The following is a 24,874-nucleotide window of genomic DNA, read 5'->3' on the forward strand; positions in this document are numbered from 1 at the left end:
GAGGGGCTGCGCCTGTGGGTGAGGCGCGCGCCCTACGGCTGTCACGACGCCCGACCGAGGCGGCTGGCCGAGGGTACGGCCGCCCGGCAGTGCCCCCGGGGACACCGCTGACGACCGGGTGTGGTGCTGCGGTCACCGGGCCGGCCCGCTCGGTAACCGCTTATCTGGCCGATGAAACTGGCCGAAGTGATGCCGTACTGTTACGCGTTCTATGTTGTGCGCTTAGCCTGCGATGGTCGGGAAAACTCGTCTAAGGCGAGGCTAGGTCGCGATGGGGCATTCGGTCAAGAAACTCATGATCCGGCGCGGCACCTGACGTAGGGCACCGGAACGCTTACGTGGCGCTGATGACGTGCCGGGCATAAGGGGGCGAGTCCGGAATCCGACCTGGTCCCGAGTGGCCCGTGACGGAGACCGAGGTGGCCGACGGAAGCGCTCCCAGCAGGCGTCCCGCCGAGCGGCGCCTCAGTCGCGCGCTACGACTACGACTGCGGCTGCGGCTGCGGCTCGACGAGCAGCCCGGCGTAGTTGGCCACCGAGCGCTGGTAACGGGACAGGTGCGGGGCCAACGTGGCGAGCGCGAGCGACGCCGCCTCACGCTCCCGCCCGAGGTCCGTCAGGGCGAGCGCCAGGAAGGCCCGTACCGCGTCGTCCAGGTGGTCGGAGCCGGCCTCCAGTTCGGCGGTGAGCAGCGCGACGCTCTGCTCCGACCGGCCGAGGTTCCGCAGCGAGCTGGCCAGCTGAATCACCGCACAGCGCCGCCGCTCGCCGGTCAGCCCCTGGTCGAGCGCCTCCCGATAGAGCGGTACGGCGAGATCGGGCCGGTCGGTCGCGTCGAACGAGGACGCCCGCTCGTAGGTGCCGATGGCACTCCCGTCGGGCAGTTCGGCGACGAGTTCCTCGATCAGGGACCGGAACTCCGCCTCGCTCCGCTGGTCGATCGATGCCCAGGCATCGGATAACCGCCGTTCCCAGCCCTCTTGATCCACTGGGCGATCCTAACCGGCGGCTGAACCTGCTGATCAGTGGCGCTCCCCCGGGCGGTCACGCCCACCCGCTCGGGGCCGCTCCACTCAGAGCCCGTCCCGGTCGAACTCCGTCTCGGCGTCGGCCAGTGCGTCGGCGTCGACGTACTCGGCGAACTCGGCCGCCTCGGCGTCCCGCTCGGCGAGCGCGTCCTTGACCGCCCGGACCGCCACCCCGGCCGGGTAACCCTTGCGGGCGAGCATGCCGACCAAGCGGCGGAACACCGCGTCCGGGGTGCCGGTGGCGGTACGCAGCTTCCGGTCGACCAGCAGGCGGGCGGTCTCGGCCTCGGCCGTCTCGTCCAACTCACCGAGCGCCTCGGCCGCGGTCTCGGCGTCCACCCCGCGCTGGCGCAGCTCGTTGGCGAGCGCCCGGCGGGCCAGCCCCCGGCCCTGATGACGGCTGGTGACCCAGGCTCGGGCGAAGGCGGCGTCGTCGATCATGCCGACCTCGTCGTAGCGGTCCAGCACCTGGGACGCCGTCTCCGCCGAGATGCCCTTCCGGGCCAGCGCCACCGCCAGCTCGGCCCGGGTCCGGGGTCGTCCGGCGAGCTGGCGCAGGCAGATCTCCCGAGCCAGCTCCGCCTCGTCGCGCGGCTTCGCCGGCTCGGTCGTTTCGCCGGCCGGTCGGCCCGCTACGTCGGACCGCTGACCGGTCGGGCCGTCCGGAACTCCGGAGCTACCCCGGCGCGAGCGGCCCGTGCCACTGCCGCCCGTACGGGCCGACGGGGCGGCATCCCAGCCCCGGCCCGTACGGGCACCACGTCGTCCAGCCACGTCTCTGTGGACTCAGTCGACCGTCAGAAATCCACCGGCGGCAGCTCGGGGCCGCCGGCCGCATCGGATGCACCCGCTCCGACACCGAGCTTTTCGAGGATCTTCTTCTCGATCTCGGCCGCCACGTCGGGGTTCTCCCGCAGGAACTCGCGGGCCTTCTCCTTGCCCTGGCCGAGCTGGTCACCGTCGTAGGTGTACCAGGCGCCGGACTTGCGGATGATCGACTGTTCAACTCCGACGTCGATCAGCGAGCCCTCCCGGGAGATGCCCTTGCCGTACATGATGTCGAACTCGGCCTGCTTGAAGGGAGCGGCGACCTTGTTCTTGACCACCTTGACCCGGGTCCGGTTGCCGACCACGTCGGTGCCGTCCTTGAGGCTCTCGATGCGTCGCACGTCGAGCCGGACCGAGGCGTAGAACTTCAACGCCCGCCCACCGGTGGTGGTCTCCGGGCTGCCGAACATCACACCGATCTTCTCGCGGAGCTGGTTGATGAAGATCGCGGTGGTACCGGTGTTGCTGAGCACACCGGTGATCTTCCGCAGCGCCTGGCTCATCAGCCGGGCCTGGAGGCCCACGTGGCTGTCGCCCATCTCGCCCTCGATCTCGGCGCGCGGCACCAGCGCCGCGACCGAGTCGATCACGATGATGTCGATCGCACCGGACCGGATCAGCATGTCGGCGATCTCCAGCGCCTGCTCACCGGTGTCCGGCTGCGAGACCAGCATCGCGTCGGTGTCCACGCCCAGTGCCTTCGCGTACTCCGGGTCGAGGGCGTGCTCGGCGTCGATGAACGCGGCGATCCCCCCGGCCCGCTGGGCGTTCGCCACCGCGTGCAGTGCCACGGTCGTCTTACCGCTGCTCTCCGGCCCGTACACCTCGACGACCCGGCCGCGCGGCAGACCGCCGACACCGAGCGCCACGTCGAGTGCGATGGAACCGGTTGGAATCACGGCAGTCTGGATGACCGGCCGCTCCCCCAGCCGCATCACCGAGCCCTTGCCGAATTGCTTGTCGATCTGAGCGAGAGCAAGGTCGAGTGCCTTCTCCCGGTCAGGACCTGCCGCCATCGTCGCCACCCCTGCCTTCGCCGGCATCTTCGCTGAGCTTTTCGTCACGCGGACACGCTAGGCGCTCGGTCCGACAGAAAACAGCCGGCTGGCCACGACCCGTGGACGGGCGCCCTGCTGTGGACAATAGCCGAACAGGTGTACGACTCAACGCACGACACGCCAAACTACCGTAAGTGCCTCGTTGATCACGCCATGGAGTTGATCCCGACAGGGACCCTACCGCTCACCGCAGCCGAGTGGGGACCCGGTCCGGGTACGCGGCGCAGACCGCCCGCCACACCACCACCGTCTCCTCGCCGGCTTCGAGGGCCTGCCGGATGGTCCGGCCACCCAACTGCGGCAACACCTGGTCGGCGGCGAGGCTGCCGGCGTACGCCGGGCCGAACGTCTGCTCCAGGCGCGTCCAGAAATCCGTCAGCCGCACCGAGACACTTCCCTTCCCATCCCATCCATCGACGAGCCGGGTCCACCCCGTCGGGCGCGCCTCACGCTCCGGCGCGCTCCTCCCGCGACGCCGTCCGCAACGCTAGCGCCACCAGCGGGACGACGGCGACCGCGGCCAGCAGGTTGAGCACGGCATAGCCGGCCAACTGGATGACAAACCCGCTCAGTGCCCCGGCGAGCGCACCGGCCAGCCCCATGGTCAGGTCGGAGAGCCCCTGGACGGCGGGCCGGACGTCGGCCGACACCGACTCGGAGAGCAGGGTGGAGCCGGCCACCATGGTCCCGGACCAGCCCAGGCCGAGCAGCGTCAGCCCCACCGACACCTGTGCGGTGTTGTGTCCGGCGGTCCCGGCGACCGCGCAGGCGGCGAGCAGCGTGCCGATCCCGCCCAGGATCACGGGCCGCCGCCCGAACCGGTCCGTCAGCCAGCCGACCACCGGGGAGAGCGCGAACATGCCGGCGATGTGCAGGCTCAGCACGATGCCGACGACCCGCAGCACGTCGGCATCGGAGTGCCACTCGCCGAGGTGCACCGGGGTCATCGCCATCACCCCGACCATCACCAGGTGGCCCATTGCGACGGCGGAGATGCCGAGCCGGGCGGCCGGCACCTCGCGTACCACCCGGAGCGCCGCGCGGAGCCCGTCGCCGCGAGCGACGGTCCGGGCCGCGCCACGGGCGGACGTCGCGCCCGCACCGGCCGCCGCGCCGCCGCCGGTGGTGTCGACGGCGTCGGCGACCGGCTCGGCCGGCAACGCCTCGGCCCGCAACGCCTCGGCCCGCTCGGCCGGCAACGCCTCGGCCCGCTCGGCCCCGAGCCGGCGCGCGGTCAGCAGCGGATCCGGACGGAGCAGCACCAGGAGTACGCCGGCGGCGAGCACGAACGCCAGCACGCTGAACACGAACGGGCCGCTCAGCAACGGCAGCCCGGTCCAGCCGAGCACGTCGTCGGCCGGTGCGGCGAGGTTCGGCGCGGTCACCGCACCGATCGTGGTGGCCCAGACGACCATCGACAACTGCCGGCCCCGCCGGTTCGGCTCGGCCAGGTCGACCGCGGCGTACCGGGACTGGAGGTTGGCCGCGGTGCCGCCGCCGAAGAGCAGCATGCCGAGGAACAGCAGCGGAACCCAGCCGGTCACCGCCGCGACGACGATCAGGACCCCACCCACCGCACCGGTCAGGTACGCGGCGACCAGCCCGGGGCGCCGCCCGCCGGTCCGCATGATCCGGGTCACCGGTACGGCCAGCAGTGCACCGCCGACCACCGACGCGCTCTGGGCGAGTCCCGAGATGGCGGTGCCGCCGACCTGGGCGGCGAGCAGGACGCCCACGGTCATCCCGATGGTCATGCCGATGCCGCCGATGACCTGGGTGAGACAGAGCAGCCACAGGGTGCGCCGCTGGATCCGGGCGACGTCGATCCGTTCCGGCTCCGTCGCCCGTCCGACCGTTCCGGTGCTCAACTCTGTCGCCATCGACTGCTCCCCGTGTGTCCGCCCTGTTAGGAAGGGCCCCTTCCTAGCGTTTCCTGTATAGGAAGGGGCCCTTCCTAACACGATCGGGCTCTACAGGCCCAGTTCGCGGCCGATGATCTCCTTCATGATCTCGGTGGTGCCGCCGTAGATGGTCTGCACCCGGCCGTCCAGCCAGGCCTTGGCGACCGGGTACTCCAGCATGTAGCCGTACCCGCCGTGCAGCTGTACGCAGCGGTCGGCGACCCGGTTCTGCAACTCGGTGGTCCACCACTTCACCTTCGCCGCGTCCACGGCGGACAGCCGCCCGGCACCGAACTCGGCGACACAGTGGTTCAGGAAGGTACGGGCGATGGTGATCTCGGTGTCCAGCTCGGCGAGTAGGAAGCGGTTGTGCTGGAACGCCCCGATCGACTGGCCGAACGCCTGCCGCGAGCGGGCGTACTCGACGGTGACCGCGAGCAGTCGTTCGGCGGCGGCGACCGCCGCGACCGCGATACCGAGCCGCTCCCGGGGCAGGTTGCCCATCAGGTGGTAGAAGCCTTTGTTCTCGATCCCGAGCAGGTTCTCCGCCGGCACCCGGCAGTCGTCGAAGAACAGCTCGGCGGTGTCGTTGGCCTTCAGGCCGACCTTGGCCAGCCGACGTCCCCGGGCGAAGCCGGGCGTGCCCCGCTCGACCACGACCAGGCTGACCCCGTGCGCACCCCGGTCGGCGGCGGTCAACACCGCGACCACCACCAGATCGGCCAGCTCACCGTTGGTGATGAACGTCTTCTGTCCGTTGAGGACGTACGCGTCACCGTCCCGGACCGCAGTGGTCCGGATCCCGGCCAGGTCGGAACCCGCACCCGGCTCGCTCATCGCGATCGCGGTGACCAGGTCGCCGGAGCAGAACCCGGGCAGCCAGCGCCGACGCTGCTCCTCGGTGCCCAGGTCGGTCAGGTACGGCGCCACCACGTCGTTGTGCAACCCGAACCCGAGGCCGGAACAGCCGGCGGCGACGACCTCCTCCACCAGTACCGCGTTGAACCGGAAGTCCCGTTGGCCGCCTCCGCCGTACTCCTCGGGAACGTCCATGCCCAGCAGCCCGGCGGCACCGGCCCGGCGCCAGACCTCCCGGTCGACGATGCCGTCGGCCTCCCACCGCTCGTGGTGCGGCACCGCCTCGCGGGCCAGGAACGCCCGGCACAGCGCCCGGAACTCGTCGTGTACCGGCTCGTAGAGGTGCTGTTCCATGCCGGTCAGTCTGCCCGTGGGCTCCGGCGAACCCAACCCTCGGAGAGCACCGGGGCCCGTGACGGTGACCGTGGGCGGGGCACCGAGCAGCCGCGGACCGAGCAGCCGGAGAGCGGCGGCGCCGGGTGGGCGTACCCCGGTCAGCCGAGCGCGCCGGCCACCACCTTGAGGTCGGCGACCAGGCCGGCATAGGCGGCGTCGCGGTCGTCGGCGCGCAGCACGGCCGACGGATGGATGGTGGCGACGAGCTGGGTCGGCGGGACGGACTCCCGCTGCCCGGTCGGCCCGACCGGTACCTTGGCGAAGTCCTGCGGTCGCTGGGCCGACTCGGGCCAGGGCAGCAGGACGCCCCGGGACTGGGTGACCCGGAACGACGGGCCGAGCAGCGCCTTGGCGGCGGTCGCGCCGAGCACCACCACGACCTCGGGGTGCAGTTGGGCGAACTCGGCGACCAGCCAGGGGCGGCAGGCGACGATGTGCACCCGGTCGGGGGTCTTGTGCAGCCGGCGCTTACCCCGCATCTCGAACCGGAAGTGCTTGACGGCGTTCGTGATGTAGAGGTGCTTCGGGTCGATGCCGGCCTCGTCCACGGCCCGGCGCAACAGGTGTCCGGCCGGACCGACGAAGGGCAGCCCCTGCACGTCCTCCACGTCGCCGGGCTGCTCGCCGACGAAGACCACCCGGGCGTGCTCGTCACCCCGGCCGAAGACCGTCTGGGTGGCGTCCCGGTGCAGCTCACAGCCACGGCAGCCGCTGGCGGCCTCGCGCAGTGCGGCCAGGCCGTCGGTGCCGGGTGGGATGAACTCCTGCGCTCCGGGCGCGCTCTCCGTTTCAGGCATAGCGCATGTTCTACCCGCTACCCCCGACGTCACGCACTGAGGCTGGTCGGCGTGGCGGACGCGGCGGCCCGGGCCACCGCGTCGGCCAGCGGCTCGATGTCCCGCTCGGCGAGCGGACTGACCGTGATCCGGATTCCCGGTCCGCTGTTCAACCGGAAGAGCGCACCGGGCGCCACCACGTACCCGGCGTCGCGCAGCATGGCGACCGCCCGGGTCTCGTCCGGCACCGTCAGCCAGACGTTGATGCCGGTCCGGCCGTGCCCGGTCAGCCCGCGTTCGGCGAGCGCGGTACGGAGCGCGGCCACCCGGTCGGCGTAGCTCCGCCGGGCCAGGGCGATCTGTTCGGCGACCGCCGGATCCCGCCAGAGGGAGAGGGTCAGCCGTTGCAGCACGGTGGAGACCCAACCGGAGCCGACGCGCAGCCGCCCGGCGACCCTGGCAACCGTGGCCTCGTCACCGGCGAGGACGGCGAGCCGCAGGTCCGGCCCGTACGGCTTGCTCGCCGAGCGGACGAAGGCCCAGGTCGTGGTCGCGCCGGCCAGGGAGTGCAGGGGCTCCACCGAGATCTCGGCGGCGTGGTCGTCCTCGACGAGCAGCAGGTCGGGATGTCGGCCCAGCACCTCGCGTAGCGCCGCTGCCCGTTGCGCGGTGACCGCCGCTCCGGTCGGATTGTGGGCTCGGCTGGTCACCAGCACGGCTTGGGCTCCGGCGGCCAGCGCGGTGCGCAGCCCGGCCGGGGTCGGGCCGGCGTCGTCCACCGCCATCGGCACCACCCGCAGCCCGAGGCTGGCGACCAGGTCGATGGTGTTGGCCCAGCCCGGGTCCTCGACGGCGACGGCGTCGCCCGGGCGGAGGTTGGTGACGAGCAGCCGCTCGATGGCGTCCGACGCCCCTCCGGTCACCGTCACCGCCTCCACCGGTACGCCGTCGGCGGACAGTCGCTCCCGCGCCGCGTCGACCAGTTCCGGTAGTACCCGGCCACCGCTGTAGTTGACCGGAGGTCCGGCGACGGACGCCAGGGCGGCCAGGTGGGGTCCGAGCGGGGGCAGCAGCCGGGAATCGGGTTGGCCGACGGAGAGGTCCAGCGCGCCGGGTGGCGTCGGCAGCCGCAGTTCGGCGCGGCCGGCGGTGACCGGTGGCTTGGGCCGGACCCGGGTGCCGTTGCGGCCGGCGGTCTCCACCACGCCACGCTGGCGCAGCCCCTGGTACGCCTTGGCGACCGTCCCGGGTGCGACGGAGAGCTGGTCGGCGAGGGCCCGGACGGCGGGCAGCGCCGCCCCGGCGGGCAACTCTCCCAACCGGACGCCGGTCTCGATGCTCGCCAAAATCTCGGCTGCCGTCGTGCCGGTGATCTGATAATGTGCTGTCACAGTTAAAGGATTGTACTATAACAAAGAGGCGGACGCCAGATGTACGAGCAGACGCACCGGACCACCGCCACCCGCGACCGGGGCCGGACCGACTACCGCCGGAACAGCGCACACGAGCTTCTCGACGAGGCGTACCACTGCCATCTCGGGTTCACCGTCGACGGCGAGCCCCGGGTGCTACCCACCCTGCACGTGCGGATCGGCGAGACGCTCTACCTGCACGGCTCCACCGGCAGCCGGCCACTGCTGGCCGCCCGGGGCGACGCCGGACTGCCGGTCTGTGTCGCCGTCACCCACCTCGACGGCCTGGTCTACGCCCGCTCCCAGTTCCACCACAGCGCCAACTACCGCTCCGTGGTGGTGCACGGCAGCGCCCACCTGGTCACCGCCGAGGCGGAGAAGGCGGCCGTGCTGACCGCGCTGGTAGAGAAGGTCGGCCGGGGACGATCCGGCGCCAGTCGACCACCGCACCGCCGGGAACTCGCCGAAACCGCCGTACTGGCACTGCCGCTGCGCGAGGTCTCGGTCCGGACCCGCACCGGCGGCGTACGCGAGGAGCCGGAGGACCTCGCCCTGCCGCACTGGGCCGGCGTACTGCCCCTGCGGATGGTCACCGGCCGACCGCAGCCGGACGCCGGGGTGACCGCGCCATTGCCCGACCACCTGCGTCCGGAACTGACCCCCTGGCACACCCCGGCACCGATGGCCGGCGCCCACGTCCGGCTCGAGCCACTCGCCGAGTCGCACGTCGACGGGCTCTGGGCGGCCACCCGCGATCCCGAGGTCTGGCAACACCTGAGCGTCGCGCCGCCGACCACCCCGGACGACGTCGCCGACCTGGTCCGGGCGGCGCTCGACGCCGGCTGGCAGGGCGAGCGGGTGCCCTGGGTACAACTCGACGCCGGTACCGGAGAGGTGATCGGCACCACCTCCTACTACGAGGTCAACCCGCAGCATCGCAGGGTCGCGATCGGACACACCTTCCTGGGACGCCGCTGGTGGCGTACCGGGGTCAACACCGAGGCCAAGCTGATGCTGCTGACCCGGGCCTTCGAGGAGTTGGGCGCAGAGCGGGTGGTCTGGCACACCGACATCCGCAACGAGCGTTCACAGCGGGCCATCGAACGGCTCGGCGCCCGGCGCGAGGCGGTCCTCCGACGCCACCGGCAGCGTCCGGACGGCTCGTGGCGGGACACCGTGCAGTACGCGATGATCGCCGACGAGTGGCCGGAAGCACAGCTTCAGCTGCGGAAATCGCTTCGTTCGGCGGTCCCGGCCGGGCGATGATCCAGGCGTGCTGGGGATCACCGACATCTGGACGTACCTGCTGGGCACCGTGGCCATCATCCTGCTGCCCGGACCCAACTCACTCTTCGTGCTCACCACGGCCGCCAAGACCGGGGTACGGACGGGCTACCGCGCCGCCGCCGGGGTGTTCGTCGGCGACGCCGTGCTGATGGCACTCTCCGCCGCCGGGGTGGCGTCGCTGCTCACGGCGCACCCGCCGATCTTCATGGTGATCAAGTACGCCGGTGCGGCGTACCTCGGTTATCTCGGGCTGAGCATGCTGCGTGGGGCGTGGCGGCGCTGGCGTACCCGGAACGACCCGGCGGCGCCGCGCCCGGCCGGCATCCCGCCGGCCGGCACTCGGCCGGTGGAGGTGCGCGTGGACGCGGCCGACCGGCCGTTCCGGCGGGCGGCGGCGATCAGCCTGCTGAACCCGAAGGCGATCCTGTTCTTCATCTCCTTCTTCATCCAGTTCGTCGACCCGGCATATCCGCACCCGGCGTTGTCGTTCCTGCTGCTCGGCCTGATCGTCCAGGTCACCAGCGCGCTCTACCTGACCACGCTGATCTTCGCCGGCACCTACCTGGCGGCCCAGTTCCGCGCTCGGCGGCGGCTGACCGCCGGCGTGGCCACCGGTATCGGCGCCCTCTTCCTCGGCTTCAGCCTCAAACTGGCCACCGCCACCGTCGGCTGAGGCGTCGGGCGTCGGCGTCAGGCGTTAGAAGGGGGCCCTTGTTCTACAGAAAGCGATAAGAAGGGGCCCTTCCTTACCGTCAGGTTCCGCCGCCACCGCCGCCGATGCCGCCCCCGCCGCTGTCGGCCTGCCGCGGGCCTCGGTCGGGTGCGGACGCGTCGCCGGAGGCGTGTCCGGATGGTTCGGCGCCGGGTGGGTTGCTGTCCGGGGTGTTGGTGCCGGAGGGGCCGGGGTGTAGTGGATCGGTACTGGGCGGGGGCGGGGGGTGGCGTGGGGACGGGTCGCGGCGGGTTGTCCGGACCGGAAGGCCGGAGGCCAGCGCGGCATGCCGCTGGACCGCGTACCGGATCCAGCCGTCCAGCACGCTCGTCCAGTCGAGTTCGGCGGCGCCCTGGTGCGCTACCCGGAACCGGCTGAGGCTGACGTGGCCGGCTCCGGCGAGCGCGATCCGACGGTCCAGCGCGAAGACGACCTCCACCCCGAGTGGATCGGCGAAGAAGCTCACCTCGAGTTCGCTGAACGGGCCACCGTACAGCGGCGCCGCCCAGAAGCCGATCTTCTGGTGGAAGGGCAGTCGCTGGTCCACTCCGGGCAGCCGACCGGCGAGCAGTCCGACCTGGCGCAACTGGAAACCCAGCCCGGTCAGCGTGGCGAGTACGCCCTCCTGGGCCGGCAGCGGATGCACGTACACCGGGCGCAGGTCGCCCCGGTCCAGCAGCGGACTGACCGCGACCTCGGTCCGCAAGCCCATCCTCAGGTTGAGCAGGCACTCCCCGTTGACCACCGTCACCGGGGTCTCCCAGGGCACCGGTACGCCGAAGTCGACGGTCCGGCACTCGTCAGGATCCAGCCCGAACGGCCCGGTGACGGGCACCCGATGGAACTCCACCGGTACGTACTCGGCCGAACCGTCCGCCGGCTCGACCCGGGTGACCAGGCCGAGTGTCAACCTGTCGACCGTCACCCCGGATCGGCCGGCGGTGACGGCGACCCGACCCGGCAGGGTCAGCCCCGGCCGGGTGCTCGGATTGGGCAGCGCGGTCCGCACACTCACGCCCGAGCCGGGCAGGAGCTTTCCGAAGCCCACCGCCGCCGTCCCTTCCGCACCCGAGCGCCCGGACCCCCCGCCGGCCGTACGGGCACCACCCCCGTGGCACCGCTTTGCGCAGCCGCCACCCCCCGGTGGCACCGCTCAGCGCAGTCGCCGCCCCCGTGGCACCGGATCGGTCTCGTCGTCGAACTCCCCGATGACCTCCTCGAGCAGGTCCTCCAGGGCGACGAACCCGATCGGCCGACGGGTGCCGGCACCGTTGCTGACCAGGGCCAACTGCGCCTGGTCGGCACGCATCGCGGCGACCGCCTCGGTGACCGTCGCCGTCGCCGCGAGGGTGAACGGGGTGGTCATCAGATCCCGGGCCGTCGCCGTACGGCCGGCGGTGGTGATCCGGACCGCCTCCCGGACGTGCACCACTCCGGCCACCTCGCCCGGATGGTCGAAGACGGCCAGCCGGGACCGGCCGCTGGACCGGCAGACCTCCTCGATCCGCTCGGCGGAGTCGTCCAGGCGTACCGACACGATCGTCTCCACCGGCTCCATCACCTGGGCGACAGTGGTGCCCTGGAGCGACAGCATGCTGGTCAGCATCTCGTGCTGGTCGGCGGCGAGCAGACCGTGCTCGCGGGACTGCTGCAACAGCATCCGCAGTTCCTCCGGCCCGTGCGCCTGCGCCAACTGCTCCTCGGGATCCACCCGGGCCAGCCGCAGCGTGACGTTGGCCAGCCCGTTGAGCGCGGCCAGCACCGGCCGGGCGACCCGGGCGAAGGCCCGGAACGGCAGGGCGAGCAGCAGCGCGGACCGCTCCGGATCGGTGATCGCCCACGACTTGGGAGCCATCTCGCCGACCACCAGGTGCAGGAAGGTCACGATTCCGAGCGCGAGCAGCAGGGCGATGACGTGGCTGGCCGTGTTCGGCAGGCCCACCGCGTGCAGCACCGGGCTGAACAGGTGCTCGATGGCGGGTTCGGCGAGCGCACCGAGCCCCAGCGTGCAGACCGTGATGCCGAGCTGGGCACCGGCCAGCATCAGGGTCAGCTCCCGGACCCCGTCCAGCGCCGCCCGGGCGGCCCGACCGCCGGAGGCGGCGGCCTGCTCCAACCGGTAGCGCTTGCTCGCCAGCAGGGCGAACTCGGCGGCCACGAAGAAGCCGTTGAGCGCGAGCAGCAACAGGGAGATCAGCAACGCCCACGTCGTACTCATGACGCGGCCTCGTTGGCCAGCACCCGGAGGCGGACGGAGTCGGCGACGTGCCGGTCTACCGCCAGCACCTCGACGTGGGCCCGGGGCAGCGACTCCTGGTGCTCGCCGTCCCCCTCCGAGGACAACCGGATCTCCAACCGGTCGCCGACCTCGGGCACCCGACCGAGTTCCCGCATCACCAGTCCGGACAGGGTGTCGTACTCGGGCGCCTCGGGCAGGGTGATGCCGGTGCTGTCGGCGACCTCGTCGATCCGCCACCGGGCCGGCACGACCCAGGAGCCGTCGGCCTGGCGGATCGGGGCCCGCTCCGGCGGATCGTCCTCGTCCCGGATCGGCCCGACCAGTTCCTCGGCGATGTCCTCCAGCGTGATCACGCCGGCGAACCCGCCGTACTCGTCGACCACGCAGGCGAGCTGGCGGTGCCCGGCACGCAACCGGTCCAGCACCGTCGGCAGCGGCAACGTGGCCGGCACCAGCAGCGGGGGTACGGCCACCGCCTCGACCGGGGTGGTCGCCCGCTCGGCCGCCGGCACCCCCAGCACGTCGGCGATGCCGACCACGCCGATCAGGTCGTCCACCCCCTCCGCGCCCCGGACCGGGAAACGTGAGTGCCCGGTGTCCAGCAGCTCGACCAGTCGGCTGACCGGTTCGTCGGCGCGTACGGTGTGCACGTCCACCCGGGGCACCATGGCCTCGGCGGCGGTGAGCTGCCGGAAGTCGAGACCCCGGTCCAGCAGGATGGACATCTCCGCGTCGAGCTGCCCCTCCTCGCGCGACTCGGCGATGATCTGCTCCAGGTCCTCCGGCGTCGCCCCGCTCGGCAGTTCCTCCACGGGTTCGATGCCGAACCGGCGCAGCAGCCGGGTGGCGGCGACGTCGAACAGCCGGATCACCGGACCGGCGACGGCGAGGTAGATCAGGGTCGAGCGGCTGAGTGCCCGGGCCAACGGCTCGGCCCGGACGATGGCGAGGTTCTTCGGGGCCAGCTCGCCGAAGACCATCTGTACGACGGTGGCGATCACCAGAGCCAGCGCGACCGAGACCGGGGTGCTGACCGCCGCCGAGACCCCCGCCACCCCGAGCAGCTCGGCCAGCCCGTCGCCCAGGAACGGCTCGGCGACGTAACCGACGAGCAGCGCGGTGACGGTGATCCCGAGCTGGGCGCCGGAGAGCATGAAGGAGAGGCGTCCGGTGACCGTGAGGGCGCGCTGGGCGGCGATGTCGCCGTCCTCGGCGAGCTGGCGGAGTTTGCCCCGGTCCACGGCGACATAGCCGAATTCCTGGGCGACGAAGTAGCCCGTCGCCGCGGTGAGCACGATGATCAGAAGAAGACCGAGCGCGATCAACACGGGTGGCTCAGCGCTCCCCGTTGTCGCGACTGGTGCGATGGTTGCCGGGTCTGACCCGGCTGGCTACAGCTGCCCTCCTGGGCAGTTGAGTCGATCACCCGACCATCTTATCCAGGCCCGTTGTTCCCTGCCCGGACAACCACCGCTCCCCGCCGCCAGGCTTCCGGCCGCCGGCTCCCGGCGCCTGCGCGAAGGTCGGCCACCCGGAGCCGAAACCGTTTCCGGGGCCGGTGACCGGGTAGGGAACCGTGTCCCGGGCGGTTCCGCCGGCCCGCCGGATCCCGCGTACGGAGCCACCGGCGCGGCCGGCGACGGAGCGGACACCGGAGAACGGGAGGCGGTATTGGGACACGAGTGGCGTAACTGGTCCGGGAGCCTGCGCTTCACCCCCCGGGAGCAGGTCACGCCGGCCGACGAGGACGCGCTCCGGGCGCTGGTCGACCGGGCCCGCCGGACGTCGACGAAGCTCCGGCCGGTCGGATCGGGTCACTCGTCAAGTCCGCTGGTCAGGACCGAGGATGTGCTGGTCAGCCTGACCGGGCTGGCGCGGTCGATGCAGCGGCACGAGGATCCGCAACTGGCGACGGTGGGCGCCGGCGTACCGCTGGGCGAACTCGGCGAGGCCCTGTACGAGGCGGGGCTGGCCATGGACAACCTCGGCGACGTCGACGTGCAGTCGATCGCCGGCGCCACCGCCACCGGTACGCACGGCACCGGGCTCCGCTTCGGCAGTCTGTCCACTCAGGTCGCCGGCGTACGGATGGTGACCGGAACCGGTGAGGTGCTGGACATCTCCCCCGAGCGGAACGCCGACCTGCTCCCGGCGGCCCGACTGTCCCTGGGCGCCCTCGGCGTGGTGACCCGGATGACGCTTCGGCTCGCGCCGACCTACCACCTGCGGCGCCGGAGCTGGTGCTCGTCCATCGCCTGGACCCTCGAACATCTGCACCAGTTGCAGCGGCAGAACCGGAACATGGACTTCTACTGGTATCCGCGCACCGACACCACCCAGATCCGCACGCTCAACCTGCACGGCGAGGAACCGGCACTCACCCCCGCCGGGGAGTCCCGGACGACCGAGACCGGCCCGAGTCACCGGACCATTCCCCGGCACCGGGAACTACGCTTCGACGAGATCGAGTACGCCATCCCGTCGGAGGCGTTCCATCCCTGCTTCGCGGAGATCCGACGCCGGGTCCTGAACCGGCACCGGGCCGGGGTGGCCTGGCGGATACTGGTCCGCACCGTCGCCGAGGACGACATCTGGCTCAGCAACGCGTACGACCGGTCCACCACGACGATCGCCTGTCTTCAGAACAACTCCCTGCCGTACCAGGAGTACTTCGACGACGTCGAGGCCGTGTTCCGGCAGCACGACGGGCGCCCACACTGGGGGAAGAAGCACTCGCTGACCGCCCGGGACCTGAGTCGGCTCTATCCGCAGTGGGAGAGCTTCCAGGACGTTCGCCGCCGGCTCGACCCCGACGACGTCTTCCTCACCCCCGACCTCGCCCGGCTGCTGGAGGACCGCTGATGGCCGGGCTCGGCGGGCGGGTGTGGGTGGTCCCGGGTGGCCGGATCCCCTTTCCGAGCAGCGGCGACGAACCGGAGTTCACCAGCTTCGACCAGTTGTGCGTGCTCAACACGGGTGACGAGACCGCCGAACTGGAGCTGACGGTCTACTACCAGGACCGGGAGCCGGTGGGTCCGTACCCGATCGAGGTCGGCGCGCGACGCGTCCGGCACGTACGCCTCAACGACCTCGTCGATCCGGAGGCGATCGTCCTGGGGCGACAGTTCGGCTGCGTCGTACGGTCCCAGGTCCCGGTCGTCGTCCAGTTCAGCCGGCAGGACACCCGGCTGCCCGGCGTCATCGGGCTGACCGGCACCATGGCCTTCCCGGCCGAGTCGTGACCGGTCCGCCGGTCGGTGCCGGACGCTGACGGGTCATCGGCAGCAGTGCGATCAGCAACGCGGCGCCGCCGAGGGGCAGCAGGTCCAGGTCGACCGTGATCAGGACGAACCCGACGGCGGCCAGCACCGGGCTCCACCAGGGCAGTCGCCTTGGCCGGACGGTGGCGGCCAGCACCGCCAGCGCGAGCAGGCCGAGGGGAAAGAGCATCGCGCCGAACTCGTCGAGTACCCCGGTGAACCCGCCGGGCAGGCCGGGGAAGTCCTCGTACCGCTGGTAGAGCCGGTTCATCCCGGCCCGATCCGTGGCCTGGATGCCGACGATGAGGTCGACGACCACGACACGGACGAACGCGATCAGCCCGATCAGGCCGGCGACGAGCGCCACCGTGCGGGCGAGCCGAAGCCGGGAGGCGACGCGGGTCAGCCCGACCATGACCACTCCGAAGAGCACCAGGGCGGCCAGGAACAGCAGGTGGCCGATGGTCCAGGCGATCCCCGGACCGTGGCTGCCGTCCAGGCCGTCCAGCAACCGGACCAGGCCGTACCCCAACAGGAGCGCGGGTGCGGCGAGGTAGGGAATCAACATGTCGTACTCCTCGGGATCCGGTGGTTCGGACCTCGATCCTGCGCAGTCCCGCCCGGGAACGGATCGCCCGACGGAGCGATCTCGCCGGGTCGACTCCCCCGGGCGACGGAGTCCGGCCCGCCGAGCCCGACGCCGTGGCACCGGGCCCGAGCCGCCGGATCAGGTACCGGCACCATCGGGTTCGGAGTTCGCGACGACCAGACCGGTCTCGAAGGCGACGATCACGGCCTGGACCCGGTCCCGCAGATGCAGCTTGGCGAGCACGTTGCTCACGTGGGTCTTCACGGTGTGTTCACTGACCACGAACGCGGCGGCGATCTCGGCGTTGGAGAGCCCGCGCCCGAGCAGGCGCAGGGTCTCCTGCTCCCGTACGGTCAACACCCGCAGCCGGTCCGCCGGGCGGTGCCCCTGCCGGGGCCGGTGCCGGATCAGGTCGGCGATCAGTCTCCTGGTCACCGGCGGCGCGAGCAGCGCCTCTCCGGCCGCCACCACCCGGACGGCGTGCACCAGGTCGTCCCGTCGGACGCTCTTGAGCAGGAACCCGCTCGCTCCGGCGTAGAGCGCGTCGTACACGTAGTCGTCCTGGTCGTAGGTGGTCAGCATGATGACCCGGGTATCCGTTTCGGCGCAGACCAGGCGGGCGGCCTCGATGCCGTCCATGCTCGGCATCCGGATGTCGAGCAGGGCCACCTCCGGCCGGTGCCAGCGGATCCGCTCGACCGCCTCCACGCCGGTGCCGACCTCGGCGACCACGCTGATGTCCGGCTGCGCAGCGAGGATCATCGCGAATCCGCTGCGGACGAGTTCCTGGTCGTCGGCGAGCACCACCCGGATGGCGGGGCTCACCGGTGCTCCCCGCCGAGCGGTAGCCGGGCGGACACCCGGAAGCCGGTGGCGGTCGGTCCGGCGTCCGCCACCCCGCCACACTCGGCCGCCCGCTGCCGGATCCCCACCAGCCCGTGCCCGCCGTACGGAGCGGGCCCGCCGGTCCGGCACCGTCCGTCGTCGGTCACGGTGATCACGAGATCGTCGGCGGCCCACTCCAGGCGTACCGAGGCCGAGGCGGTCTCGGCGTGCTTCAACGTGTTGGTCAGGGCCTCCTGCACTATCCGGTATCCGGCGGTGTCGACTCCGGTGGGCAGTGGCCGGGGTCGCCCCTCGGTGTGCAGCTGGACCGACAGGCCGGCCCGCCGTACCTGGTCCAGCAGTGACGGCAGGGCCGCCACCGTCGGAGGCGGCAGGCGTACCCCGAGATCCTTCTCCTCCTTGAGCACGCCCAGCGTGCTCGACAGCTCGGCCATCGCCGACCTGCCGGCCTCGGCGATCACGTCGAACGACCGTTCGGCCTGGTCCGGGTCGCTGCGGAGCACCACGGGACCGGCCTCGGCCTGCACGACCATCACGCTGACCGCGTGTGCGAGCACGTCGTGCATGTCGCGGGCTATCCGGTTCCGTTCCTCCGCCGCCGCACGGGCGGCGGTGGCCTCCCGGCCCCGCTCCAGCTCGGCGGCGCGTTCCGCCACCGCCTCGGCGCGGGCCCGATTCGTCCGGGCCAGGGTGCCGAGCAGGTACGCGGTCAGCGGCAGCAGGATGGTGAACATGAACTCGGCCGCGGTGTTGCGCTTCAGCAGGAGTGCGGCGGGCGGGAAGGTCAGCAGGATCATCCAGAGGAAGCTGAGCCGCTGCCAACGCTTCCCCAGATCGGCGATGGTGTAGATCGCGACCAGCCCGCTGTACTGCAGCATCTGACCGGGCCGATGGTGCAGCGAGACCAACGACGCGAAGCTGAAGACCAGGACCGCCACGGTGAACGGGGCCCGCCGCCGCCAGATCAGCGGGAGCACCGAACCCGCGTTCAGTACCCCGCCGAGCAGCGTCACGTGCCCCGGTGGGGAGGTCAGGAAGGGCACCGACAGCGGCACCGCGACGGCGACGGCGAGGGCGCCGTCGGCGAGGTACGGATTCCTGACCCGAAGCCGGGCGGCACTGGTGAACCAGGCGGGCAGCGGAACGGGCATGGCCAAGTATGGAACGGCGGCCCGGAGGATCTTCGCCGGGCGCCCGTCGCGACACTCCCGAGCCGGCGTCCCGCTCAGCCCGCGCCCCCGGATCCGACGGCGTCCCGCTCAGCCGGCACCCCCGGATCCGACGGCGTCCCGCTCAGCCCGCGCCCCCGGGTCCGGCGTCCCGGTCGGCGAGTTCGTCGACCTCCAGCAGTTCGCGCCGGACCCGACCGGTCCGGTAGGCGGCCCGGCCGATCATCTGGGCGGCCAGCGGCGCCGTGGCCAACTGGAAACCGCCGATCAGCACCAGCGTGGCCAGGTCGGCACCGTTGCGCAGACTCACCGCCAGCGCGAGCAGGATGAGCAGGGCGCCGAGCACCTGTGGCTTGGTCGCCGCGTGCATCCGGGTGAGTACGTCCGGGAACCGGACCAGGCCGATCCCGGCGACCAGGCTCAGCAGTCCCCCGGCGACCAGGCAGACCGACACGAGCAGGTCCAGCAGTTCCGAGCCACTCACGCCTCCTCCCCGGCGGCGAACCGCACCAGGGTCACCGACCCGACGAAGCCCAGCATCGACAGGCCGATCAGGATCGGCAGGGTGGTGGCGTGCCGGTTGACGGCCGCCTCCGCGCCGAGCGCGCCGATCATGATCGAGAGCAGCACCTCCACCGCGACCACCCGGTCCAGCAGGGCGGGACCGCGTACGACGCGGAACAGGGCCAGCCCCGCCGCGGCCGAGAGCAGGATGGCGACGAGAACGACGGCGACGGTCATGTGGATCCCTCCGGTTCGGAGTCGGGCGACGACAGCAGGCGCAGTTCCGCGGCGGAGCCGACCGCCCGGACCAGGCGGGCCTCCAGCGCCAGGATCCGGGCCCGGCTCTCCGCCAGGTGCCCGGCGCCGCGGACGTCCAGGACGTGCACGTACAGCGTTCCGGTGTCCCGGTCCGCCTCGACGATGAGCGTTCCCGGAACCAGCGACAGCACCTCGGCGGTCAGGGTCAGGTTGAGGTCGCTCCGTACCCGCAGCCGGACGGCGATGATCGCGTTCCGGGGTGCCGCACCGGGACGCACCGCGACCCAGGCGACCTGCACGCTCGCGACCAGAAGCTCGATGACGAACCAGGCGGCCAGGGCGGCCAGGGCCAGCGGTCGGAGCCGGCCCCCGAAGGTCACCCGGGGCAGTGGCATGAAGACCAGCACCACCATGGCCACCAACGCCCCGCCGATGAGGTTGCCGAGGGAGAACTCGCCCCACAGCAGGCTCCAGACCGCGACGAGCCAGGCGACCGTGAACAGGTGGTCCCGGAACCGGCGCCGGTCCGGCCGCCAGCCCGGCACCGCACGCCAGCCCCGCACCCTCCGGCGCCCGGCCGGCAGGCCGGACCGTCCCGGCAGGTCACGGCCGGTCACGGTGGGCCGCCCGGAAAGACCGCTTCCACGTACGGCGTACGTCGCCGCAGGTCCTCGGCCGCCTCGATGCTGACTCCGAAAAGCGGACCGGCCGCCACGGTCAGCCCCAGGCCGAGCAGGACCAGCGCGACGGTGGCCCCCACCATCAGTCGGGGCAACCGCTCCGACGCCTCGGGGTCGGGCAGGCCACTCGACGCCTCCGGGTCGGGTGGACCGCTCGACGCTTCCGGCTCGGGCGGCCCGCTCGACGCCTCGGGGTCGGGTGTCCGGGGCGAGCGCCAGAAGGCCAGGTTCCAGACCTTCGTCGTCGCGTAGAGGGTCAGCAGGCTGGTCAGCGTTCCACCGGCCACCAGCAGCCAGGCCAGGACCCCACCGGCGGCGACGCCGGCCTGCAACAGGCCGAGCTTGCCGAGGAAACCGGAGAACGGGGGTACTCCGGCGAGGCTCAGCGCCGGCAGGAAGAACAGCAGCCCGAGCAGCGGAGCCGTCCGGGCCAGCCCGCCGATCCGGTCCAGGTGGGTGCTGCCGGTACGGCGTTCGACCAGCCCGGCGGCCAGGAACAGGGTGGTCTGGACGGTGATGTGGTGCACCACGTAGAAGATCGCCCCGGCCAGCCCGGCCGTCGAGGCCAGCGCGATCCCGAAGAGCATGTAGCCGATGTGGCTGACCAGGGTGAACGACAGCAGCCGTTTGATGTCGGACTGGGCGACGGCGCCGAGGATGCCGACCAGCATGGTCAGCAGCGCCACCACCAGCAGTGCCTCGGCGGCGCGACCGTCCGGGAAGAGCAGCGTCTCGGTCCGGATGATCGCGTACACGCCGACCTTGGTCAGCAGGCCGGCGAAGACCGCGGTGACCGGTGCCGGGGCGGTCGGGTAGCTGTCCGGCAGCCAGGCGGAGAGCGGGAAGACCGCCGCCTTGATGCCGAAGGCGAGCAGCAGCATGAAGTGCAGCACCAGTTGCAGGTCGGCCGGCAGCGCGTCGAGCCGCTCCACCAGTTGGGCGAGGTTCAGCGTTCCGGTCGCCGCGTAGACCAGTCCGATCGCGGTAAGAAAGATCATCGATGACAGCAGGCTGACCACGACGTACGTGGTGCCGGCCCGGATCCGCTCCTCGGTGCCGCCGAGGGTCAACAGCACATAGCTGGCCGCCAGCAGGATCTCGAAGCCGACGAAGAGGTTGAACAGGTCCCCGGACAGGAAGGCGTTGGTCACTCCGGCGGTCAGGACCAGATAGGTCGGGTGGTAGATGACCACCGGGGCGTGCTGGCCCGGGTCCGCCCGGCCCTCGCCGATGGAGTAGAGCAGCACGCACAGGGTCACCGCCGCCGAGGCCACCAGCATCAGTGCGGCCACCTGGTCGGCCACCAGGACGATGCCGAGCGGAGCGGGCCATTCTCCGACGTAGACGACCAGCGGCCCGTTCCGGTACGCGTGCCAGAGCAGCAGGGTCGCGACGGTGAGGGTGACCACGAGAACCGTGACGCTGATCGCCCGCTGTAACCTCGGCCGGCGGATCAGGACCAGGGTGAGCGCCGCGCCGAGCAGTGGGACGACCACCGGCAGCGGTACCAGGAAGTTCATCGCTCGTCCGCCTCGCGGTCCAGCCGTCGGGGCCCCGGTTCCGGATCGACCTGCTCCGGATCCACGCCCTCGATCCCGCCGGCCGGCTCGGCCCAGGGCCGTACGCCGGCACCGAGGTCGTCGTCCGGGAGGGAACTCTCGCCCCGCGCGGCGCGGCGCACGATCCGGCGGTCCTCCGGGTCGGCCCGCACCTCGTCGTGTCCGGTCAACTGCCAGCTCCGGTACGCCATCGCGAGCAGGAACGCGGTCAGGCCGAGGGTGATGACGATGGCGGTGAGCACCATCGCCTGGGGGAGCGGATCGCTCATCTCACCCTCCGGGGTGACGCCGAGGATCGGCGCGCCTCCGGACCGGCCGCCCAGCAGCAGGAGCAGGTTGACGCCGTTGCCGAGCACGATGATGCCGATCAGCACCCGGCTGAGGCTCCGCTCCAGCAGCAGGGTGACCCCGGTGGCGAAGAGCACCCCGACGACGACGACCAGGACCAGGTCGGGCCTCATCTCCGCCGCCGCTCCGCGGCGGATCCGAGGTCCGCCCCGCCCGGCTCCCGGCCGGCTCCGGATCGCCGATCCGGTTCCCCCGCCCGGTCCGGCGCGCTGTCTCCGTCGGTCCGCAGCCCGGTGCCGGGCTCGTCCTCCGCCTCGATCTGCCGGTCCACCTCGGCGCCGAGGCTGCGCAGGATGTCCAGCGCCAGGCCGATCACGACCAGGTAGACACCGATGTCGAAGAAGATCGAGGTGACCAGGTGCACGTCGCCGATCAGCGGCAGGTGCGGGTCCACGACCGTACTGCGCAGGACCGGGCTACCCGTCGCGATGGCCGCCAACCCGGTGCCCACCGCGACGAGCAGGCCGGTGCCGAGCACGACCCCGGCGTCGACCGGGGCGGCCTGGTCGAGTTCGTGCCGGCCACCGGCGACGTAGCGGACCGCGAGCGCGAGACCGGCCACCAGGCCGCCGGTGAAACCACCGCCGGGCGCGTTGTGCCCGGAGAACAGCAGGAAGATGGAGAACACCACGACGGTGTGGAAGATCAGCCGGACGACCACCTCCAGGACGATCGAGCGGCTCCGGGTGCGCAGCGTGGGGCTGGCCCGTAGCCAGACCCGTTCGGAGTCGGGCGACCTCGCCGGCAGGTCCCGGCGCCGGGGCTGTTCGACGCCCCGCCGATGCTGGAAGATCAGGCTGGCCACGCCGGTGGCGGCCACCACCAGCACGGCGATCTCGCCCATGGTGTCCCAGGCCCGGATGTCGACCAGGATCACGTTGACCACGTTCCGGCCGTGCCCCAACGAGCGCGCCGGCTCCGGGAAGTCCTCGGAGATCGGTACGGCCCGCCGGCCACCGACCGCGGCCAGGGCCATTCCGGAGACGACCACCCCGACCGCCACTCCGAGGGCCACCCTGGCCCACCGGCTGCCGGGCAGTGGCCGGACCGAGAACCGGGGCGGCAGGCGGCGCAGCACCAGCACGAAGATCACGATTGTGACGGTCTCCACCAGGAACTGGGTCAGCGCCAGGTCCGGCGCTCCGTGCAGCACGAACAGCATCGCCGTGCCGTAGCCGGTGACCCCGACCAGGATCACGGCGGTGAGCCGGCGCCGGGCCAGCACGGTGAGTACCGCGGCCACCGCGAGCACCATCGCCACGACCGCCTGCAACGGGCTGTCCCAGAGCACCCACCGCCCCGGCCACGGACGCCCGGACAGCAGCGCCCCGCCGGGCACGACGACCAGGGCCAGCAGGATGATGCCGAGGTACTGCGGCAGGGAGCCGCGCTGGGTCGCGCCGGTCAGCTCGACGGCGAGCCGGTCGAGCCCGCGGGTCGTGTACCCGTACGCGGCGTCGCCGTCGACCGGGGCCCGTAGCCGGGCGACCACCGGGCCGATCCGCTCGCGCAGCGCGAAGATCACCCCACCGCCGGCCAGGGCCAGCGCCGAGAGGCCGACGGCGAGCCCCGGCCCGGGCCAGAGCGCCAGGTGGTGACCGGTCGGCCCGAACAACCGGGCGTACGGGGCGAGCAGCCCGCCGACCGCGCCGGCCAGTACCCCGCCGACCAGCCCGGCTCCGGCGAGCACGGCGGCCGGAACGAGCAGGGTGGGCTCGACCGGACGGGTCGGGGTGGGCGCGACGCCGGGCCGGTCGGCGAAGGCTCCCCAGACGAACCGGGCACTGTAGCCGACCGTCATCGTGGCCCCGAGCAGCACGGCGACGAGCAGCGGTGGATCACCGGTGAACGCCTCGAAGACCGCCTCCTTGGCGACGAATCCGAGCAGCGGCGGCACGCCGGCCATGGCGGCGGCGGCGAGTACGCCGACCGCGCAGACCAGTGGCATCCGCCGCCACAGCCCGGAGAGCACGGTCAGGTCCCGGGTGCCGGCCCGGCGGTCGATGATCCCGACCACGAGGAACAGGGCCGCCTTGAACAGGGCGTGAGCGAGCAGCAGCGCCGTGCCGGCGAGCGCGGCGTCCGGGGTGCCGGCCCCGACGACCAGGATCAGCATCCCGAGTTGGCTGACGGTGCCGTAGGCCAGCAGTAACTTCAGGTCGACCTGGCGCAGTGCGGTCCAGCCGCCGGCCAGCATGGTGACGGTCCCGGCGACGTACACGACCGGACGCCAGGGGCCGGCGGCGGCGTACGCGGGTGCGAGCAGGGCGACGAGGTAGATGCCGGCCTTGACCATGGCGGCGGCGTGCAGGTAGGCGCTGACCGGTGTCGGTGCCGCCATCGCGGCCGGCAGCCAGAAGCTGAGCGGGAAGATCGCCGACTTGGCGAGCGCGCCGAGCAGGATCAGCACCAGCGCGACGCCGAGGTAAGTTCCGGACGGCGGCGGCCTGGCCACGATCTCCGAAAAGTGGTACGTGCCGGCGTGCTGGCCGAGCATGATGAACCCGATCAGCATCACCAGTCCGCCCAGCGTGGTCACCAGGAGCGCCTGCGCCGCGGCCCGCCGGCTGGCCAGCTTCTCCGGGTTGTGCCCGATCAGCAGGTACGAGAAGACGCTGGTCAGCTCCCAGAAGACGTAGAGCAGCAGCAGGTTGTCGGCGACCACCACCCCCAGCATCGCGCCGCCGAACCCGACGAAGACCGCGGCGAACTGGCCGAGGCCGGGCTCGTCGGCGTCGAAGTACCGTACGCAGTAGACCAGCACCAGGGCGCCGATGCCGCCGATCAGCACCACCAGCAGCCAGGAGAGCGTGTCGACCCGCAGCGCCAGGTCGAGTCCCAACCCCGGAACCCAGGGGTACGTCTCGACCACCGCACCGCCGTCCCGGACCGTCCCGGCGTACGCGACCGCCCAGCCGAGCGCGGCGGCCGGAGCGAGCGCCAGCGGGTAGCAGGCCCGGCGGCCCCACCGTCGCACGAGTGCGGGCGCCGTCGCCGCGGCCACGAGATGCAGGGCCAGCAGCATCAGCATGCGTACTCCAGGCGGGTGGCGGCGCGGTTCCACCCGAGGTCTGCGCCTGTAGAAGGATCAGACGACAGAGTTGGCGGTCAACGAGGCGATTTGGCGGAATCCACCCCGGCCGGGGGCCACGGCTCACCCGGGACA

The 24,874-nt window shown here is 72.1% G+C and carries 24 protein-coding genes; 4 read left to right on the forward strand and 20 right to left on the reverse strand.

Features of this window, described 5'->3' with window-relative positions; all coding sequences use genetic code 11:
- Positions 1-482: 482 nt before the first annotated feature.
- The 8 genes from ACFP2T_RS13655 to ACFP2T_RS13690 all read right to left on the reverse strand — a co-directional run bounded on the left by ACFP2T_RS13655 (position 483) and on the right by ACFP2T_RS13690 (position 8,236).
- Positions 483-989 carry a tetratricopeptide repeat protein gene (locus tag ACFP2T_RS13655; RefSeq protein WP_377421367.1) on the reverse strand — a complete coding sequence of 169 codons (507 nt, stop codon included), beginning with the start codon at positions 987-989 and terminating at the stop codon, positions 483-485.
- Between the two features lie 84 nt (positions 990-1,073).
- Positions 1,074-1,802 carry a regulatory protein RecX gene (locus ACFP2T_RS13660; protein ID WP_377421369.1) on the reverse strand — a complete coding sequence of 243 codons (729 nt, stop codon included), beginning with the start codon at positions 1,800-1,802 and terminating at the stop codon, positions 1,074-1,076.
- A 23-nt stretch (positions 1,803-1,825) separates the two neighbouring features.
- The gene (gene recA / locus ACFP2T_RS13665) at positions 1,826-2,872 is read right to left on the reverse strand and encodes a recombinase RecA (RefSeq protein ID WP_377422796.1); all 1,047 of its coding nucleotides are present in this window, start codon (positions 2,870-2,872) and stop codon (positions 1,826-1,828) included.
- Between the two features lie 226 nt (positions 2,873-3,098).
- Entirely contained in the window at positions 3,099-3,299 is a 201-nt protein-coding gene (locus ACFP2T_RS13670; RefSeq protein ID WP_377421371.1) for a DUF3046 domain-containing protein, read from the reverse strand.
- 61 nt (positions 3,300-3,360) lie between these two features.
- Positions 3,361-4,794, reverse strand: a complete 1,434-nt coding sequence (locus tag ACFP2T_RS13675) for an MFS transporter (RefSeq protein WP_377421373.1) — start codon at positions 4,792-4,794, stop codon at positions 3,361-3,363.
- Between the two features lie 90 nt (positions 4,795-4,884).
- A complete protein-coding gene (locus ACFP2T_RS13680) occupies positions 4,885-6,027 on the reverse strand; it encodes an acyl-CoA dehydrogenase family protein (protein WP_377421375.1) in 1,143 nt (380 codons plus the stop codon).
- A 140-nt stretch (positions 6,028-6,167) separates the two neighbouring features.
- Positions 6,168-6,866, reverse strand: coding sequence for a UdgX family uracil-DNA binding protein (locus tag ACFP2T_RS13685; protein WP_377421377.1), 699 nt, complete (start codon positions 6,864-6,866; stop codon positions 6,168-6,170).
- A 29-nt stretch (positions 6,867-6,895) separates the two neighbouring features.
- On the reverse strand, positions 6,896-8,236 hold the full coding sequence (locus tag ACFP2T_RS13690) for an aminotransferase class I/II-fold pyridoxal phosphate-dependent enzyme (RefSeq protein ID WP_377421379.1): 1,341 nt from the start codon (positions 8,234-8,236) through the stop codon (positions 6,896-6,898).
- Positions 8,237-8,275: 39 nt separating this feature from the next.
- Between ACFP2T_RS13690 and ACFP2T_RS13695 the strand changes: the two genes are divergently transcribed.
- Both ACFP2T_RS13695 and leuE read left to right on the forward strand, forming a co-directional pair.
- Positions 8,276-9,523, forward strand: a complete 1,248-nt coding sequence (locus tag ACFP2T_RS13695; protein ID WP_377421381.1) for a bifunctional pyridoxamine 5'-phosphate oxidase family protein/GNAT family N-acetyltransferase — start codon at positions 8,276-8,278, stop codon at positions 9,521-9,523.
- 7 nt (positions 9,524-9,530) lie between these two features.
- Positions 9,531-10,217, forward strand: a complete 687-nt coding sequence (gene leuE / locus ACFP2T_RS13700) for a leucine efflux protein LeuE (RefSeq protein WP_377421383.1) — start codon at positions 9,531-9,533, stop codon at positions 10,215-10,217.
- A gap of 79 nt (positions 10,218-10,296) precedes the next feature.
- Here the strand turns inward: leuE and ACFP2T_RS13705 are convergent, their stop codons facing one another.
- From ACFP2T_RS13705 to ACFP2T_RS13715, 3 genes are all read right to left on the reverse strand, one after another.
- Entirely contained in the window at positions 10,297-11,304 is a 1,008-nt protein-coding gene (locus ACFP2T_RS13705; protein ID WP_377421385.1) for a sporulation protein, read from the reverse strand.
- Positions 11,305-11,409: 105 nt separating this feature from the next.
- A complete protein-coding gene (locus ACFP2T_RS13710; protein WP_377421387.1) occupies positions 11,410-12,474 on the reverse strand; it encodes a hemolysin family protein in 1,065 nt (354 codons plus the stop codon).
- Positions 12,471-13,823, reverse strand: a complete 1,353-nt coding sequence (locus ACFP2T_RS13715) for a hemolysin family protein (protein ID WP_377421389.1) — start codon at positions 13,821-13,823, stop codon at positions 12,471-12,473. The genes ACFP2T_RS13710 and ACFP2T_RS13715 overlap by 4 nt, the downstream gene beginning before the upstream one ends.
- Positions 13,824-14,166: 343 nt before the next feature.
- Between ACFP2T_RS13715 and ACFP2T_RS13720 the strand changes: the two genes are divergently transcribed.
- Positions 14,167-15,357 carry a D-arabinono-1,4-lactone oxidase gene (locus tag ACFP2T_RS13720; protein ID WP_377421391.1) on the forward strand — a complete coding sequence of 397 codons (1,191 nt, stop codon included), beginning with the start codon at positions 14,167-14,169 and terminating at the stop codon, positions 15,355-15,357.
- A complete protein-coding gene (locus tag ACFP2T_RS13725; protein WP_377421393.1) occupies positions 15,357-15,737 on the forward strand; it encodes a sensory rhodopsin transducer in 381 nt (126 codons plus the stop codon). The genes ACFP2T_RS13720 and ACFP2T_RS13725 overlap by 1 nt, the downstream gene beginning before the upstream one ends.
- Here the strand turns inward: ACFP2T_RS13725 and ACFP2T_RS13730 are convergent.
- The 9 genes from ACFP2T_RS13730 to ACFP2T_RS13770 form a co-directional block, all read right to left on the reverse strand.
- A complete protein-coding gene (locus ACFP2T_RS13730; protein WP_377421395.1) occupies positions 15,694-16,323 on the reverse strand; it encodes a hypothetical protein in 630 nt (209 codons plus the stop codon). The two genes, ACFP2T_RS13725 and ACFP2T_RS13730, sit on opposite strands and share 44 nt — an antisense overlap.
- Before the next feature lie 159 nt (positions 16,324-16,482).
- Entirely contained in the window at positions 16,483-17,106 is a 624-nt protein-coding gene (locus tag ACFP2T_RS13735) for a response regulator (protein ID WP_377422797.1), read from the reverse strand.
- 59 nt (positions 17,107-17,165) lie between these two features.
- The gene (locus tag ACFP2T_RS13740) at positions 17,166-18,341 is read right to left on the reverse strand and encodes a sensor histidine kinase (RefSeq protein ID WP_377421397.1); all 1,176 of its coding nucleotides are present in this window, start codon (positions 18,339-18,341) and stop codon (positions 17,166-17,168) included.
- A gap of 142 nt (positions 18,342-18,483) precedes the next feature.
- Positions 18,484-18,843, reverse strand: a complete 360-nt coding sequence (gene mnhG / locus ACFP2T_RS13745) for a monovalent cation/H(+) antiporter subunit G (RefSeq protein WP_377421399.1) — start codon at positions 18,841-18,843, stop codon at positions 18,484-18,486.
- Complete coding sequence (locus tag ACFP2T_RS13750) at positions 18,840-19,100, reverse strand: MrpF/PhaF family protein (protein WP_377421401.1); 261 nt, start codon at positions 19,098-19,100, stop codon at positions 18,840-18,842. The genes mnhG and ACFP2T_RS13750 overlap by 4 nt, the downstream gene beginning before the upstream one ends.
- Positions 19,097-19,738 (reverse strand): Na+/H+ antiporter subunit E, encoded by a 642-nt coding sequence (locus ACFP2T_RS13755; RefSeq protein ID WP_377421403.1) that lies wholly within the window; start codon positions 19,736-19,738, stop codon positions 19,097-19,099. Before ACFP2T_RS13755 ends, ACFP2T_RS13750 begins: the two co-directional genes overlap by 4 nt.
- Positions 19,735-21,321 (reverse strand): Na+/H+ antiporter subunit D, encoded by a 1,587-nt coding sequence (locus tag ACFP2T_RS13760; protein ID WP_377421405.1) that lies wholly within the window; start codon positions 21,319-21,321, stop codon positions 19,735-19,737. The genes ACFP2T_RS13755 and ACFP2T_RS13760 overlap by 4 nt, the downstream gene beginning before the upstream one ends.
- Positions 21,318-21,821 carry a Na(+)/H(+) antiporter subunit C gene (locus ACFP2T_RS13765; RefSeq protein WP_377421407.1) on the reverse strand — a complete coding sequence of 168 codons (504 nt, stop codon included), beginning with the start codon at positions 21,819-21,821 and terminating at the stop codon, positions 21,318-21,320. The genes ACFP2T_RS13760 and ACFP2T_RS13765 overlap by 4 nt, the downstream gene beginning before the upstream one ends.
- Positions 21,818-24,739, reverse strand: a complete 2,922-nt coding sequence (locus ACFP2T_RS13770; protein WP_377421409.1) for a Na+/H+ antiporter subunit A — start codon at positions 24,737-24,739, stop codon at positions 21,818-21,820. Before ACFP2T_RS13770 ends, ACFP2T_RS13765 begins: the two co-directional genes overlap by 4 nt.
- Positions 24,740-24,874: the final 135 nt, after the last annotated feature.

The sequence above is a fragment of the Plantactinospora solaniradicis genome (assembly GCF_042658085.1).
GTDB classification, from domain to species: domain Bacteria; phylum Actinomycetota; class Actinomycetes; order Mycobacteriales; family Micromonosporaceae; genus Plantactinospora; species Plantactinospora solaniradicis.

Coding starts and splice junctions, on each gene's coding strand:
- ACFP2T_RS13765 (WP_377421407.1), bottom strand. CDS start 21,821: ATGAGGCCCGACCTGGTCCTGGTCGTCGTCGTCGGGGTGCTCTTCGCC.
- ACFP2T_RS13710 (WP_377421387.1), bottom strand. CDS start 12,474: ATGAGTACGACGTGGGCGTTGCTGATCTCCCTGTTGCTGCTCGCGCTC.
- ACFP2T_RS13695 (WP_377421381.1), top strand. CDS start 8,276: ATGTACGAGCAGACGCACCGGACCACCGCCACCCGCGACCGGGGCCGG.
- ACFP2T_RS13735 (WP_377422797.1), bottom strand. CDS start 17,106: ATGATCCTCGCTGCGCAGCCGGACATCAGCGTGGTCGCCGAGGTCGGC.
- ACFP2T_RS13750 (WP_377421401.1), bottom strand. CDS start 19,100: ATGACCGTCGCCGTCGTTCTCGTCGCCATCCTGCTCTCGGCCGCGGCG.
- ACFP2T_RS13760 (WP_377421405.1), bottom strand. CDS start 21,321: ATGAACTTCCTGGTACCGCTGCCGGTGGTCGTCCCACTGCTCGGCGCG.
- ACFP2T_RS13685 (WP_377421377.1), bottom strand. CDS start 6,866: ATGCCTGAAACGGAGAGCGCGCCCGGAGCGCAGGAGTTCATCCCACCC.
- ACFP2T_RS13730 (WP_377421395.1), bottom strand. CDS start 16,323: ATGTTGATTCCCTACCTCGCCGCACCCGCGCTCCTGTTGGGGTACGGC.
- ACFP2T_RS13725 (WP_377421393.1), top strand. CDS start 15,357: ATGGCCGGGCTCGGCGGGCGGGTGTGGGTGGTCCCGGGTGGCCGGATC.
- ACFP2T_RS13675 (WP_377421373.1), bottom strand. CDS start 4,794: ATGGCGACAGAGTTGAGCACCGGAACGGTCGGACGGGCGACGGAGCCG.
- ACFP2T_RS13770 (WP_377421409.1), bottom strand. CDS start 24,739: ATGCTGATGCTGCTGGCCCTGCATCTCGTGGCCGCGGCGACGGCGCCC.
- recA (WP_377422796.1), bottom strand. CDS start 2,872: ATGGCGGCAGGTCCTGACCGGGAGAAGGCACTCGACCTTGCTCTCGCT.
- ACFP2T_RS13680 (WP_377421375.1), bottom strand. CDS start 6,027: ATGGAACAGCACCTCTACGAGCCGGTACACGACGAGTTCCGGGCGCTG.
- ACFP2T_RS13740 (WP_377421397.1), bottom strand. CDS start 18,341: ATGCCCGTTCCGCTGCCCGCCTGGTTCACCAGTGCCGCCCGGCTTCGG.